Origin of the sequence: Sinomonas gamaensis, assembly GCF_005876955.1 — a bacterium.
Classification (GTDB): domain Bacteria; phylum Actinomycetota; class Actinomycetes; order Actinomycetales; family Micrococcaceae; genus Sinomonas; species Sinomonas gamaensis.
Genome location: NZ_SSCL01000003.1, coordinates 14846 through 29915 on the forward strand (window position 1 = coordinate 14846; position 15070 = coordinate 29915).

General features: G+C 63.2%; 12 protein-coding genes and 1 pseudogene. 7 read left to right on the plus strand and 6 right to left on the minus strand.

Annotation, left to right across the window (positions count from 1 at the left end):
- Positions 1–441: 441 nt before the first annotated feature.
- The 4 genes and pseudogenes from E5679_RS04885 to galU form a co-directional block, all read right to left on the minus strand.
- Positions 442–1332: pseudogene (locus E5679_RS04885) on the minus strand (CpaF family protein); the annotation flags it as partial.
- 399 nt (positions 1333–1731) lie between these two features.
- On the minus strand, positions 1732–2124 hold the full coding sequence (locus tag E5679_RS04890) for a GtrA family protein (RefSeq protein ID WP_138413973.1): 393 nt from the start codon (positions 2122–2124) through the stop codon (positions 1732–1734).
- A gap of 65 nt (positions 2125–2189) precedes the next feature.
- Entirely contained in the window at positions 2190–3770 is a 1581-nt protein-coding gene (locus E5679_RS04895) for a DUF2142 domain-containing protein (RefSeq protein WP_138413974.1), read from the minus strand.
- 42 nt (positions 3771–3812) lie between these two features.
- Positions 3813–4709, minus strand: a complete 897-nt coding sequence (gene galU / locus E5679_RS04900) for a UTP--glucose-1-phosphate uridylyltransferase GalU (protein ID WP_138413975.1) — start codon at positions 4707–4709, stop codon at positions 3813–3815.
- Positions 4710–5148: 439 nt separating this feature from the next.
- Here galU and E5679_RS04905 point away from each other — a divergent pair, with 439 nt between their 5' ends.
- Positions 5149–7761 carry a GH25 family lysozyme gene (locus E5679_RS04905; RefSeq protein WP_249335962.1) on the plus strand — a complete coding sequence of 871 codons (2613 nt, stop codon included), beginning with the start codon at positions 5149–5151 and terminating at the stop codon, positions 7759–7761.
- Between the two features lie 65 nt (positions 7762–7826).
- Here the strand turns inward: E5679_RS04905 and rfbA are convergent, their stop codons facing one another.
- Positions 7827–8687 (minus strand): glucose-1-phosphate thymidylyltransferase RfbA, encoded by an 861-nt coding sequence (gene rfbA / locus E5679_RS04910; RefSeq protein WP_138413976.1) that lies wholly within the window; start codon positions 8685–8687, stop codon positions 7827–7829.
- A gap of 56 nt (positions 8688–8743) precedes the next feature.
- On the opposite strand from rfbA, the gene rfbB reads away from it, so the two are divergent.
- The 4 genes from rfbB to E5679_RS04930 are packed head-to-tail and all read left to right on the plus strand — an operon-like array spanning position 8744 to position 12289.
- Positions 8744–9742, plus strand: coding sequence for a dTDP-glucose 4,6-dehydratase (gene rfbB / locus E5679_RS04915; RefSeq protein WP_138413977.1), 999 nt, complete (start codon positions 8744–8746; stop codon positions 9740–9742).
- Positions 9739–11184, plus strand: coding sequence for a sugar nucleotide-binding protein (locus E5679_RS04920; RefSeq protein ID WP_249335963.1), 1446 nt, complete (start codon positions 9739–9741; stop codon positions 11182–11184). Before rfbB ends, E5679_RS04920 begins: the two co-directional genes overlap by 4 nt.
- Positions 11185–11216: 32 nt before the next feature.
- Entirely contained in the window at positions 11217–11909 is a 693-nt protein-coding gene (locus E5679_RS04925) for a glycosyltransferase family 2 protein (RefSeq protein WP_138413979.1), read from the plus strand.
- Between the two features lie 8 nt (positions 11910–11917).
- Positions 11918–12289 (plus strand): DUF2304 domain-containing protein, encoded by a 372-nt coding sequence (locus tag E5679_RS04930; RefSeq protein WP_338055882.1) that lies wholly within the window; start codon positions 11918–11920, stop codon positions 12287–12289.
- 70 nt (positions 12290–12359) lie between these two features.
- Here E5679_RS04930 and E5679_RS04935 read toward each other — a convergent pair whose 3' ends face one another.
- Complete coding sequence (locus E5679_RS04935) at positions 12360–13244, minus strand: glycosyltransferase family 2 protein (RefSeq protein WP_138413980.1); 885 nt, start codon at positions 13242–13244, stop codon at positions 12360–12362.
- Between the two features lie 115 nt (positions 13245–13359).
- On the opposite strand from E5679_RS04935, the gene E5679_RS04940 reads away from it, so the two are divergent.
- Together E5679_RS04940 and E5679_RS04945 are read left to right on the plus strand one after the other, a co-directional pair.
- Positions 13360–14277: a glycosyltransferase gene (locus E5679_RS04940; protein ID WP_171042246.1), complete on the plus strand. Its 918-nt coding sequence runs from the start codon at positions 13360–13362 to the stop codon at positions 14275–14277.
- A complete protein-coding gene (locus E5679_RS04945; protein ID WP_249335964.1) occupies positions 14277–15041 on the plus strand; it encodes a glycosyltransferase in 765 nt (254 codons plus the stop codon). The genes E5679_RS04940 and E5679_RS04945 overlap by 1 nt, the downstream gene beginning before the upstream one ends.
- Positions 15042–15070: the final 29 nt, after the last annotated feature.

Sequence of the window (15070 nt, forward strand, 5' to 3'; positions counted from 1 at the left end):
CGGTGCGGGTAGCCGCACTCGTTCCACTCGGCCGATGCGTAATCCTCCTTGGCGGCCGGCCGTGCGCGGACCCGGCGGGCCTCTCCCCGCCCTTGGTCGCCTGCCAACAGCCTCGCTCGAACCATCTTGCGAACTGGTCGGGGCTAACGATGCCGATGCCAGCTCCCGAGCGCAGTTCCACTCGCTGCTGTCGGACTCGCCGCAGACCACAAGCACCGACACGGTGCCGTCCGGCAGGCAGCGAACAGGGCGGCGCGGGCCTCGTCGTCCTTCGCTTCGTGGATCATGGGGATGCCAGCCGCGCGGATACCGCGGGCCACCACCAGTCCGCACCCTGCCGTAAGTCTGGGCGCCGTGGTCCCTGTTCGGGCTGCTCGAGCGTCTTGCAGTGGTCGCACCGCAGAGTGGTGTGAAGGCTCGATGCTTGTATGGTGTCTAAGTAATCCCCGGCAGCCCTGAATTGAGGGCAATCAGCATGTCCAGACTCTCGGCCTCTCGCACTTCGCCGACGATCAGGCGATCGGGGCGCATGCGTAGTGCCTCTTTGACCAGCCGGCGAAGGGGAATCTCGCCTGAGCCCTCAAGGTTCGACTGGCGGCATTGAAGCCCGACGACATCGCGAAGCGCAAAGCGGAGCTCGAAGATCTCCTCGACAGTGATGACCCGTTCCCGCTGGCCTATCGACGCAGCGAGGCAGTTCAGCATGGTCGTCTTCCCAGCCTGCGTTGCACCGGAGATAAGAACATTTAGCCCGCCCGAGACGGCCGCCGCGAGAAACCTTGCCGCGAGCGGCGTGAGAGAGCCAAGCTCCACAAGATGCTCGAGACGGGATGCCCGGGCCACAAACTTCCGGATGTTTACGGCCCAGTGCCGGCGAGTCACGTCCGGGATCGCCACATGCAGCCGCGAACCGTCCGGGAGTGCCGCATCGACGAAAGGACTCGAGAGGTCAAGCCGACGGCCTGAGGACTTGAGCATTCGCTCAACGAGGTCCCGCACCTGTTGCTCGGTCAGGGTGACCGACGCCAGTTCGGATTCGCCATTGCGCGCTGCAAACACCTCGTGCGGCGCGTTGATCCAGATCTCCTCCACCGAGGCGTCGTCGAGGAGCGGCTGGAGTGGACCGAAGCCCACGACTGAGTCAAAGATCCGGCGTCGGACGTCGTCAGGTGCCCCGAGCGCGGGAACAGCGCCGAGCAGCGCACGGTCGTCATAGTCGGCTATCGCGGCGTCAACGAGGCGACGCACCTCTGGCGCCTGATCCAGTGGATCGAATCCGCGGACACGGATGAGTTCGCGTACCTCGTCTTCGACGATTCGGACAGCGTCCACTGCAATCCCCCCAACACAGCACGAGGCTGCTCCCCCAAGCCGCCATCCGGTGCCCATGGCGACGTCGGCTCCCCAGCCGATGGTCGCCAGCCTAACCGAGGGTTAAAGCAGCCTCCGTGGACCACGTAGAGGAAGGTGGATCGCTCAGCCATCAGATGCTGCAGCGTCTTGCGCACGCGTCCGCGATCCGCCTAATTCACCAGAGCAGGTCGCGGCGGCGGCAGGCTGACTACAGCTTGTTGGAGAGGCGGCTGCGAAAGCCGCTGGCGAACGCGTAGGCTCCCTCAGCGAACCGAGATGGCGGACCATGGCGCCCGCGGACGTGCGATCGGCCCTGGCGCCAGCGAATAGTGCCTATTCAGGAGCCGGCCTGAAGCGGACCGGGAGCGCCAGACGAATTCACCTCTCGTCTGCCACTGGCTCCGCCACAGGCCGAGACGAGCGGAAGATCCAATACTTGTACAGGAGGAAGTTCCAAGCCATGGTGGCAACCGTGGCGCAGACCTTCCCGAAGGCGTAACCGAGACCGGCTGCATTGATCACGTTGACGATGACGTCCGTCGCGAAGACGTTGAAGACCACCAACGCGGCGTACTTGAGAAAGCTCGCGGAGGTGCTATTCGACGCCTTGAACGTAAAAACACGTTGCGCCCAGAAGTTGAAGAGGAGGCTGACGATGAAAGCGATCGGCGTCGCGATCCAGAGATCTACGTGAAAGACCTCCTTGAGCAGCGTCAGCGTTCCAAGATCAATCGCAAAGCTGAGAATTCCAATCACAAGGAACTTCGCCATGTGACCATAACCAAGTGTGCGGCCCAGACGCGCGAGACGGCTCCGGAGGGCGATTCGACCTTCCATCATCTTGTCTCCCCTGCGTCGGCATGAACGACTGGTCTGGCTGCACCGTCGAGCACTGGCTCTATGGCTCGGCCCGGCTTGCGGCCTTCCGTCGATGAACTCACATACTTGATGGAGACAAGGGCCGCGGCCAGCGTCACCAGTGCATACAGGCCAGCAATGATGGGCCACCCGCCCGGAGGCTGCCACAGCGGCGAAGCGAAGAGGTTCTCCCAGAACAGATCCGGGCGAAGTCCCGTGACATAGCGACGGAGCACCCAGAGAAACCCGTAGGCATTGGCGACTACGAGGGAGCCAAGAGCGAGCTTGAGCACATTCCGTCCGACGCCGTGCCTGACGTCCACCGCCTCGAGGGCGATCCCGCCAGCGGCGAAGAGGACAACAACAAGTGGAAGGATGTACCGCCCCTGCCAGATGTACCCCACCTGAGGAGCAGCCGGCACCTGGACCACAGCGGGCAGAACGAGGATGACGGCCATCAGAAGCAGCACAGCGAGTCTGCGCCGACCGCGCCAGATCGCGACGCACCCCACGAGGAGGACCGCGGCAGCCCCATCCCACACCGCGTACGTGACATTGGGCAGGGCCGTGTCCAGCCATCCCATCACTCCGACGTACTCTTTGGCGTAATCAAAGGAGCGTTCAAGCATGACGGACACGACCTGAGCGGGGGTGTCCTTAACAGCGGAGCCGCCCAGACTCTCAAATGAATTGGAGACGAACTGCCAGGCCACTCCAAGTCCGACCCCGATTGCCGCCAGAGTGAGCCCAATCCACACAGTTCGCGGAGCCTTTGCCAGAAGGTCGGGGCGCCACTGGAGCATCACGGCCCCAACAAGCACCACCGCCAGCCAAGCGACTGACAGCCCTCGCAGATTCGCCAGGATGAAGGCGCTCACCCCGAAAACCAGCGAGGCAAGGCGAGCATGTGCAAAACCGCATTCAAGCATGGCGTACGCACACACGAAGGCACAGAGGGTCGTCGCGATTTCCACCGGATTCGGATTGATTGAGCCTGCCAGAAACAAGCACATGGGCGTCACGCCAGCACCCATCACGATCAGAGGAAGACGCCGAGGCCAGAGCATATGAGCGAATGCGAGAGCCAAGGCGAAGAACAGCGAGCACCAAAGGGCTGTAATGAGCCTCATCCCGTAGATTGCCTTCTGCCCGCTCGTGATCAGAGTCGATACGCCGACGACGCTGTAATACAGGGGGTTATAGTTCCCGGCACTTGTAGAAGACTCGGTGGGAGATGTGCCGAGATTCCGAATACTCGGTGCACAGCCAGCACTCTGATCCGGCTTGTGCGCATAGCAGGTCGGAACTGCGTGGAGACCAGCAATGTACTCTGGCACCTCTACCTTCAGCCACTCGCCCTGAACGCCTGACGATTGACCAAGCCACTGCCCGCGAACCACAGCAGCAGCTTTTACGGCATGGGCCGGCTCATCAGGGGCCGACATGATCGGGGAGGCCAGGGCCCAGAGGGACGACAGCGCCAAGAAGTACACCCATGCGACCACGAACACGCGGCGAGCAGTCAGAGGAAAAGAAAGACGGGGTGTTCTGGGACGCACTGTGCAACTCTACTAGACACCAAACGCGTGCCGCGGCGTCTGTCAGAACTCGGCCACGAACTCTCCCAGCCACGATCGCAGCTCCGGTCCCAGGTCATCGCGCTCCGAGGCGAGGGTGACGACGGCCTTGAGGTAGCTGAGCTTGTCCCCGGTGTCGTAGCGGCGCCCGCGGAACACGACCCCGTACACCCCGCCGCCCTCGCCCTCGCGCTTGGCCAGGGTCTGCAGCGCGTCCGTGAGCTGGATCTCCCCGCCCCGGCCCGGGCCCGTCTCCTTGAGCACCTCGAACACCGCAGGGTGCAGCACGTACCGGCCGATGATCGCCAGGTTCGAGGGCGCATCCTCCGGCGCCGGCTTCTCCACGAGCCCGTGCACCTGCACGTACGACTCCCCCTCCACCGGGGTCACATCCGCGCACCCATACGCCGAGATCGCCTCGGCCGGCACCTCCATCAGCGCCACTACCGACCCGCCCGTGGCCTGCTGGACCCGGATCATCTCCCCCAGCAGCTCATCGCGCTCATCGATCAGGTCATCGCCCAGCAGCACCGCGAACGGCTCATCGCCCACATGACGCTCCGCGCACAGCACAGCATGCCCCAGACCCTTCGGATCCCGCTGCCGCACGTAGTGGATATCGCCGAGGCAGCTCGCTTCCCGTACCGCCGAGAGCTTCTTCTCGTCGCCCTTCTCCTCAAGAGCAGCCTCCAGCGTAGGGACACGGTCGAAGTGGTCCTCGAGAGCGCGCTTGCTCCGGCCCGTGATGACGAGGACATTGTCCAGTCCAGCGCGCGCGGCTTCGGCCACCACGTATTGAATAGCCGGACGATCCACCACCGGCAGCATCTCCTTCGGCATCGCCTTTGTCGCCGGGAGGAAGCGCGTGCCGAGGCCAGCCGCAGGAATGACGGCTTTCGTAATGGGAGTAGTCGCGGGCATGCACGTAGCTTACGGGAGTCCCGTGGGCGCCGATAACGCAAGAGTGGCTCAGAATTTCCACAAGAACGCGAATTCACCTCAACCACACTGTTCACATCTTTAACACTGTTGCTATGGTGGTTCCGCTCCCTCATGTCCTGAGGATCGGATCGTCTATGCGGGCAAGGCTATGAAACTCACATCTCTGACACACACGGTGGGACTGTCCCTTTTCGCGGTGGGGCTGGTGAGCGGCTTGGCTGCGCCTCCGGCTTTCGCGTCCCCAGCGCCGAAACCGACACCCACTGCATCAACTCCCGCGACCGCTGGCCCGACCAGCCCCTCTGTGCCGTCGGAATCTCCCACGTCTTCAGCAATGGCCTCGCAGCCGACGCCGCCCCCAGGGGCGATTGCGGCGGCGACTTCGGATCCCGGAGCCAACTCAAGGCTGCGTGATGCCATGAGGCAGGCCGTAGGACTCGGGGCCAAAATGGGGCAGGTCAACCCACAAAACCCGAAGAAGCTGGGATCGCCGGCCAAAGGCAGCGCGCTGAATATCCTGGCCGCGTCCTGGCAGCCGGGCTGGGGCGTCGCCGGCGTCGACGTGAGCGCCTACCAAGCAACCTATTCTGGCGGCCAGTGGATCGATACGATCGACTGGAGCGGGCAGTGGAATCAGGGTGTGCGTTTTGCCTACGTCAAGGCTTCTGAAGGCAACTACTACACCAATCAGGCGTTCTCCCAGCAGTACACGAATTCTGGCAATACCGGGATGATCCGCGGGGCCTACCACTTTGGCATCCCGAACTGGTCGAGCGGATCCAATCAGGCCAACTACTTCGTCCAGAATGGCGGCGGCTGGTCCTCGGATGGCATCACGCTGCCCCCTGTGCTGGACATCGAGTACAACCCCTACGCCGGTCAGACCATCAATGGCGTCTACATGGGCGATACCTGCTACAGCATGGCCGGCGGTGCCATGGTCAATTGGATCGCGGACTTCAGCAACACCATGCTGTCTCTGACGGGGCGGATGCCAGTCATCTACACGACCGCGGACTGGTGGAGCCGCTGCACAGGCAACTACGGGGGCTTCGGAAACAATCCGCTGTGGATCGCGGCCTACAACCAATCTGGCCCGCCGCTCCCAGCAGGATGGCCCACCTTTAGCATTTGGCAATACAGCTCGGACGGACCTTTCGTCGGCGACTCGAATGCATGGAACGGTGACTACGCCAGCCTCCAGCGATTCGCGACCTACGGGGACACAAATCCCAGCGCCGCAATTGGCGCGGTAGCCGGAGGGGCAAACCTCGGGTCGCAGACAAGCGGGGTCGTCGGAGGCCTCGTCAATGGCGGAGCATTCCAGAATTTCCAGAACGGTGCCATCATCTGGTCGCCGGCCTCGGGGGCGCAGACCTCGCCGAACGGCCCCATTCGGAGCGCATGGCAAGCCTCCGGCTTCGAAAGCGGCCCCCTCGCCTACCCCACAACAGGCGTCATCGGCGGGCTCGTCAACGGTGGCAATTACCAGAACTTCCAGAACGGGGCCATCATCTGGTCCCCCGCCACCGGAGCCCAGCTGTCACCCAACGGGCCCATCCGCAGCGCGTGGCAGGCCTCGGGCTTCGAGACCGGCTCGCTGGCATACCCAACCAGCGGAGTCGTCACCGGCCTCGTCAATGGGGGCAGCTACCAGAACTTCCAGAACGGGGCCATCATTTGGTCCCCCGCCACGGGGGCTCAGCTATCGCCAAATGGCGCCCTCCGCACCGCCTGGCTTAATTCCGGCTCTGAACGAGGTCCCCTCGGATACCCGACCACGGGCGTCGTAACGGGGCTCACGGGCGGCGGCTCGTACCAGAACTTCCAGAACGGCGCGATCATCTCGTCTCAGGCCACCGGAGCCCAACTCTCCCCCAGCGGCCCCATTCGCAGCTACTGGCTCAACTCGGGTGCTGAACAGGGCCCTCTGGGCTACCCGACGTCGGGACAAATTTGCGGCTTGAAGAACGATGGCTGCTACCAGAACTTCCAAAACGGAGCGCTGCTCTGGTCTCAGGCCTCTGGCGTTCAGCCGTCGCCCACCGGCCCCATCCGTACCGCTTGGCTGACGTCCGGGGCGGAGAACGGTCCCCTGGCCTATCCGACCACCGGCGTTGTGACCGGCCTCGTCGACGGCGGGTCATATCAGAACTACCAAAATGGCGCCATCATCTGGTCACAGGCCACAGGAGCCCAGCTCTCCCCCGCCGGGCCCATCCGCACGGCATGGCTCAATGCGGGGGCGGAGAATGGTGCCCTCGCCTACCCGACCACCGGCGTCGTCTCGGGTCTCGTCAACGGTGGCTCCTATCAGAACTACCAGAAGGGTGCCGTCATCTGGTCTCAGGCCACGGGAGCTCAGCTCTCCCCCGCCGGGCCCATTCGCACGGCATGGCTCAACTCGGGCGCCGAGAACGGCTCGCTCGCCTACCCGACCACCGGCGTCGTCCCCGGTCTCGTCAACGGTGGCTCGTATCAGAACTTCCAGAACGGCGCCATCATCTGGTCTCAGGCCACAGGTGCCCAGCTCTCCCCGGCCGGACCCATCCGCACGTACTGGCTCAATTCCGGGGCGGAACGGGGCCCCCTTGGCTACCCGACATCCGGCCAAGTGTGCGGCCTTGCGAACGGCGGGTGCTACCAGAACTTCCAGAACGGAGCCATCATCTGGTCTCAGGCCACAGGAGCTCAAGTCTCCCCGAGCGGTCCGATTCGGACAGCATGGCTCAATTCGGGGGCAGAGAACGGTGTTCTCGCCTACCCCACGTCCGGTGTGGTCACCGGGCTCGTCAACGGTGGTTCTTACCAGAACTTCCAGAACGGGGCGATCATCTGGTCCCAGTCGAGTGGAGCCCAGCTCTCCCAGGCCGGCCCCATCCGCACTTACTGGCTCAATTCGGGAGCCGAGCGAGGCCGATACGGGTATCCGACCTCCGGACAGAGCTGCAACAGCACCAAGACCAGCTGTTCGCAGTCATTCCAAGGGGGCACCATCTCCTGGAACAGCACATCCGGCATCACTGGTTAGGCCAGCATTGGAAGAAGAGGCCCTCCACCGCAATCGGTGGAGGGCCTCTTTACATTCGCACAGGATCAGCCCAGAAGCTCCAGCAGGTAACGGCCATACCCGCTCTTGACGAGGGGCTCGGCACGTTCCCGCAGCTCATCGTCGGTGAGGAAACCGAGTCTCCACGCAATCTCCTCAGGCGCGCCGATCTTGAGCCCTTGCCGGTTCTCGACAGTGCGGATGAAGTTCGAGGCGTCGTTGAGATCGCTGAACGTTCCGGTGTCGAGCCACGCGGTGCCGCGCGGAAGAACTTCGACCTGGAGCTTCCCGGTTTCGAGATAGGTCCGATTCACGTCGGTGATCTCGAGCTCGCCGCGGGGCGAAGGCTTGAGGCCCTTGGCGATCTCCACCACGTCGTTGTCGTAGAAGTAGAGCCCCGGAACGGCGTAGTTGCTCTTGGGCTTCGCCGGCTTCTCCTCAAGGGAGATTGCGCGGCCTTCTGTGTCGAACTCCACCACGCCGTACGCCGTCGGATCTTTGACCCAGTAGCCGAAGACCGCCGCGCCGTCGATGTTCTGGTGGCGCCGAAGCTGGGTACCCATGCCGGGCCCGTAGAAGATGTTGTCTCCCAGGACGAGCGCCACCGTCTCCGTGCCGATGTGCTCTTGGCCGAGGATGAACGCTTGGGCGAGACCGTCCGGGGAAGGCTGCTGGACGTAGGTGATGTTGATCCCGAATCGAGACCCGTCCCCAAGAAGCCTCTCGAACGAATCCGCGTCATGCGGAGTCGTAATCACAAGGATGTCGCGGATGCCCGCGAGGATCAGGGTGGAGAGCGGATAGTAGATCATCGGCTTGTCGTACACCGGAACCAGCTGCTTGCTCACCCCCAGTGTGATGGGGTGAAGCCGGGACCCTGTGCCGCCTGCCAAGATGATTCCACGCATGGTGTCCATGATCGCTAGGCCCGAGCACCCATGCCAAATCCGGTATTTTAGAACGCATGCACCGACTCCTTGTCACCGGCGGCGCCGGGTTCATCGGCTCGAACTTCGTCCGCTATGTCCTGAGCCACACGGACCACCACGTCACTGTGCTCGACAAGCTGACCTACGCGGGCAACCTCGAGTCGCTCAAGGGGCTCCCGGGACAGCGGTTCCGCTTCGTCAAGGGCGACATCGCGGACTCGGCCCTCGTGGACGAGCTCGTCGGCGCGGCCGACGCGGTCGTGCATTACGCGGCGGAAAGCCACAATGACAACTCGCTGCAGAATCCGCGCCCGTTCCTCGACACGAACATCATCGGCACCTACACGCTGATCGAAGCGGCACGACGGCACGGCACCCGTTTTCACCACATCTCCACTGACGAGGTCTACGGCGACCTCGAACTCGACGATCCAGCTCGCTTCACGGAACAGACTCCGTACAACCCATCGAGCCCGTACTCGTCGACCAAGGCTGGATCGGACCTTCTGGTCCGCGCGTGGGTGCGCTCCTTCGGCCTTCAGGCGACGATCAGCAACTGCTCCAACAACTACGGCCCGTATCAGCATGTTGAGAAGTTCATCCCGCGCCAGATCACGAACGTGATCGATGGAATTCGCCCGAAGCTCTACGGCAAGGGTGAAAACGTGCGTGACTGGATCCACGCGGACGACCACTCTTCGGCTGTCCTCACGATCCTGGACAAGGGTCGGATTGGGGAGACCTACCTCATCGGTGCCGACGGCGAGAAGGACAACAAGTCCGTCGTCGAGCTCATTCTGAAGGCGATGGGCCAGCCGGCGGACGCCTACGACCACGTCATCGACCGCCCCGGCCACGATCTCCGTTACGCGATCGACTCCACCAAGCTGCGTACCGAGCTCGGCTGGAAGCCTCAGTATCAGGATTTCGAGGCGGGGCTTGAGGCAACGGTGGAGTGGTACCGGGAGAACGAGGCATGGTGGCGCCCGCAGAAGGCCGAGACCGAGGCAAAGTACAAGGAGCAGGGCCAGTGAGCGCGGCAAACGAGAGCCACGGCATCCAATTCTCCAAGCCACTCGCAGCGCACGAGACGCCGATCCCCGGAGTTGTCCTGTACGACCTGCCTGTTCACGGCGACAACCGCGGGTGGTTCAAGGAGAACTGGCAGCGCGAGAAGATGCTCTCCCTCGGCCTGCCTGACTTCGGCCCGGTGCAGAACAACATCTCCTTCAACGAGAAGGCCGGAACAACCCGCGGTATCCATGCTGAGCCGTGGGACAAGTACATTTCCGTGGCGACGGGGCGGATCTTCGGGGCATGGGTGGACCTCCGCGAAGGACCGTCCTTCGGCACGGTGTTCACCACCGAACTCGACCCGTCGAAGGCAATCTTCATCCCGCGCGGCGTGGGCAATGCGTTCCAGACGCTCGAGGACGGGACCGCTTACACCTATCTGGTGAACGACCATTGGTCGGCGGACGCTCAGAGCCAGTACACCTTCCTCAACCTTGCCGACGAGACGGTGTCCATTCCGTGGCCCATCCCGCTCGAGCAGGCCGAGCTTTCCGACAAGGACCGGGCCCACCCGCGCCTCGCTGACGTGGTGCCGATGTCACCCCGGAAGATCCTGGTGCTCGGAGCCGACGGCCAGCTCGGCAGGGCGCTGAAAGCCACGTACGACGGCGACCCGCGCGTTGAGTTCGCAGGTCGCCGAGAGTTTGACCTCGCCAATCCGGCCTCATACTCCGCCCGCAACTGGAAGAACTACTCGGCCATCATCAACGCGGCGGCCTACACCGCTGTTGACAAGGCCGAGACGCCGGAGGGCCGGCGAGCCGCCTGGTCGATCAACGTGAGCGCAGTCGCACAACTCGCCCGTGTCGCCGTCGAGCATCGACTCACTCTGGTCCATATCTCCAGCGACTACGTCTTCGACGGCAGCGTCGAGGTTCATTCCGAGGACGAGCCGTTTTCCCCGCTTGGTGTGTACGGCCAGACGAAGGCCGCGGGCGACGCCGTCGTCTCAGTGGTTCCACGCCACTACATCGTGCGGACTTCGTGGGTCATCGGCGAGGGCAGCAATTTCGTACGCACTATGGCCAGCCTCGCTGAGCGAGGCGTCAAACCATCCGTCGTGAACGACCAGTTCGGACGGCTGTCCTTCACCGAGGACATCGCGGCCGGAATCCGCCATCTCCTGGAGGCCGAGGCACCGTTTGGCGTCTACAACCTCACGAACGACGGCGACCCCGAGTCATGGGCGGATGTAGCATCGTCGGTGTACTCCCTCACTGGGCATAACGGCGATGACGTCACGGGCGTCACCTCGGAGGAGTACTTCAAGGACAAAGACGCGGCCCCGCGCCCCGCCCACAGTGTGCTGGATCTTTCCAAGCTCCGTGCGACCGGATTCACCGCTCCGTCGGGGCGGGTGCGCCTTGAAGATTACCTCGGCCAGGAGGTGCCGACGCCGTGACTTTGACTCCACGCTCAAAAACCCTCGTCATCATGCCCGCATGGAACGAGGCTGAGTCCGTCTTCTCGACAGTCCAAGAAGTCCTCGAACACGGTCCGGACTGCGACGTCCTCGTCGTCGATGATGGGTCGACTGACGCTACTGCGCGGTTGGCCGCCGAGGCCGGTGCTCGCGTTATTCGGCTCCCCTTCAACATGGGCGTCGGCGGAGCCATGCGTACCGGATTCAAATATGCCCTTCAGCATGGCTACGAGCAGGCAATTCAAGTCGACGCCGATGGACAGCATGATCCGCGTGAAATCCAGCGCGTGCTCGACGGGCTGGCCAACGCGGACATCGTGATCGGCTCCCGATTCGAGGACCGGAAGGAATACGAGGTCAAGGGGCCACGCAAGTGGGCCATGGTGGTTCTCGGGGGCGTCCTGTCCCGCATCAGTGGCACCCGGCTTACCGATGTGACCTCTGGCTTCCGTGCGGCCAACCGGAGGGCGATCCGCCAGTACGTCGCCCACTACCCCGCTGAATATCTCGGTGACACCATCGATTCGCTCGTGGTCGCCGTGCGGTCGGGATGCACAGTCGCACAGGTTCCGGTCAACATGCGTGCCCGTCAGGGCGGGACTCCCAGCCACCACCCGGTCAAGGCCGCCGTCTACCTCGTGCGCAGCGGTCTCGCCCTCGTCTTCGCCCTCACCCGAAAGAAGTCGTCGCCCGTCGGCGATTAGGAGCCATCGTGACTATCGTTGCCGTCCTGTTCGTCGTCGTCGTGCTCGTGTTCGTCATCGAGATGCTGCGCCGCCAGAAAATCCGTGAGAAATACGCGGTTCTCTGGATCGTCATCGGCATTGGCACCCTCGTTCTCGCGGCATTCCCAGATCTGCTGTTCTGGGCCGCGAGGGTCATCGGGGTTCAGGTGCCCTCCAACCTGCTTTTTGCCATCGCGCTCATCCTGCTTCTGGGAGTCACCCTCCACCTCTCGCGAGAAGTCTCCTCGAGCGAGGATGAGATACGCTCCCTCGCCGAAGAAGTAGCCATTCTGCGAGCCGACTTGCGGGATGTTCAAGGCCAGCTTCCAGCCGAGCGTGAGCCTCGACCGAGACCTTGAGCTCCTCCGGAACGAAGAACGGCGGCCGCGCTAGTGCGCGGCCGCCGTTCTTCTATGGATCACGTGCAGCTCAACTGACGATGTGCTTGATCAGCCGCGGCAGCGAATCAGTCTTCCGCTTCGCGAGCGCTTTGAGCACCAGCGAGCCGGCATTGAGCCGGCTCGTCAGGTGATTCGAGGCGGCCCGCGCAGCGTGGCTCCAACCGAGTGCGCGGAAACGCTCTGCCTGGCTCTCGAAGAAGCGGCGCTCCTCATCGAATCGGCGCCCGTCTAGAGCCCGAACCGATGAGTCCGACGCCGAGTGCCGACGGTAGAGGAACGCGAGCTCGGGGTCGACGACCATTGCCCCGCCCTCGGTTGCGATGTCGAGAAGCAAGGCGAGGTCCTGCACCACATCGAGCCCCTGAGTGAAGCCGATGCGCTGGATGGTCTCCGTCTTCCAGGCGAGGGACGGGAAGTACGCCCAATCTGCCCGGACCAGACTCGTAGCCATACGCTCTCCCGAGAGAACGATCGGAACTCTGGTCTTCGGCGCGTACGCCCACTTGACCGCGTCCACGAGGGGAAGCCGGGCGATCCCCAATTCATCGATCACCTGGACGCCCGGTTGGACCACGTCTGCCTCGGGGTGTGCCTTGAAGTTGCGCACGACCACGTCGAGGTAGTTCGGGAGCATCACGTCGTCAGCTCCCATGATGACCACGATCGGCGCCTCGGCGCGCGCTAGCGCCTTGCGATAGTTGCCGTTCGCGCCAAGATTGACGTCATTCTTCTCATAGGAGACGCGGGGATCAGTGATCTCGGCGAAGAAAGCTGCGGGCTCGTCACTCGGGTAGCCGTCGTCGAACACGTGGAGCTTCCAGTCTCCGTAGTGCTGGCTCATCACGCTGCGGGCGGCGAGCTTCATCTGCTCGACGTCGCCGTAGTAGGGCAGCATCACATCGACAAAGGTCATGAGCTCCAATCACATCCTGCGTGTGCGTCGGGGGTACCCGAGCATCGTACCGGACGAACGCCCGCCCCCTTGTAGACTGAGGGGCGAGAGTTGCGAGCCTACGGAAGGGACCTTTTTGTCTGCTGGAGATAGGGTCGCGGCCGTCATTTCGGTATTCAATCCACCGCACGACCTGCCTGATCGTGTCGCGCGGCTTGCCGGACAAGTCGACCTCGTCGTCGCAGTCGATGACGGCTCTCCCCAGGCGGACCCTACCGTCATCGAGGGACTGTCCCGCGTGGCTACGCTCGTGCGGCTGCCAGCAAACAGCGGAATTGCCGCTGCCCTCAACGCAGGCATCGCCCATGTGCGAGCGGCTATCGAGCCAGACTGGCTCCTCACTCTTGATCAGGATTCCGAACTCGACGAGGGCTTTGTCGCAAAAGCCCTCGAGACGGCCAGGAGAGCCGAGTCGGCCGGACTGCGGGTTGGCGCCGTGACACCGGAATCCCACAACGGGCGGCGGATCGACATGCTGCGCGCCAAGGACGAATTCCACGACGGATTCGATCCCATGCAATCAGGAACGCTCATCAGCAACGTGGCCGCCGAACACATCGGGCTTCTCGAGGAAGGCCTCTTCATTGACGCCGTTGACTCGGAGTACACCGCGCGACTGCGACGGGCCGGATATAGGGTCATCGCGGGTGAGGGCTGCAATATCACCCACAGCGTCGGGCAATCACGGCCGATGCGAGTTCTCGGTCGACAAGTTCGGATCGGGGGCAACGACCTGAATGTGTATTACCACTCGCCTTTCAGGGTCTACTACATCTCGAGGAACAGCATTCGCCTCACCCGAAAGTACCTTCTGAGTCAGCCTGGCTGGATCGCGAAACGTCTGATGCTCGAGACCGCGTTCCACGGCATCCGTTTCGTCTTCGGTCCGAATCGGCGCAAGCTTCTGCTGGCGTTCCTCAGCGGGACGGCGGATGGGCTTCGCGGACGCAAGGGACGTATCCCCGCCGGGACCGAGAAGAGGATCAACCGGTGATGATGGAGCCGACTGCTCGGGTCAGCGTCTGCATGGCCGCCTACAACGGGGCGGAGTACATTAGCCAACAGCTGGCGTCGATCTTGGAGCAGCTGTCGCCCCAGGACGAGGTGATCGTCGTCGACGATTGCAGCAAGGATGGCACGGCGGACATCGTCGAGTCGTTGGGCGATGGGCGGATCCGCCTCCTGCGGAACACCACGAATCTCGGATACGTGCGGACGTTCGAGCGTGCGCTGAATTCGGCGAACGGCAAGTACCTTCTGCTCTCCGACCAGGATGATCTGTGGACGCCCGGCCGAGTCGACGCCATGCTGGCTGCCCTCAACGACCACGCCGTGGTGGCCAGCAATTTCACGGTGTTTGGCGGGGAGCCAAACTGGTTCCAAGGGCTCCGTCTCAAATCGGCCGATTCAACCCGTTATCTGTCCAACCTCTTCTTGCTGTGGGTTGGCGTGCGCCCCTATTACGGCTGCACCATGGGGGTCAACCGTGATGCGCTCAGAATAATCCTGCCGTTCCCGGCTTTCCTCCGTGAGACCCACGACCAATGGATTGCCATGTGTGGGAACGTCATGAGGTCGATGGTCCACCTCGAGCAATTCACCGTAGCGCGACGCCTTCATGAGACCAACACAACCCCCAAGGCCATGCGAAGCGCAGGCCGCATCCTCAGTGCCCGATGGATGCTGCTTCGCGCGTTCGTCATCGCGCTCCAGCGGGTTCGCCGGCCCGCAAGAGCAAGGGTGAAATCGACAGCCTGATCAAGTTTGAGGAGAGCCATCCACAGTGC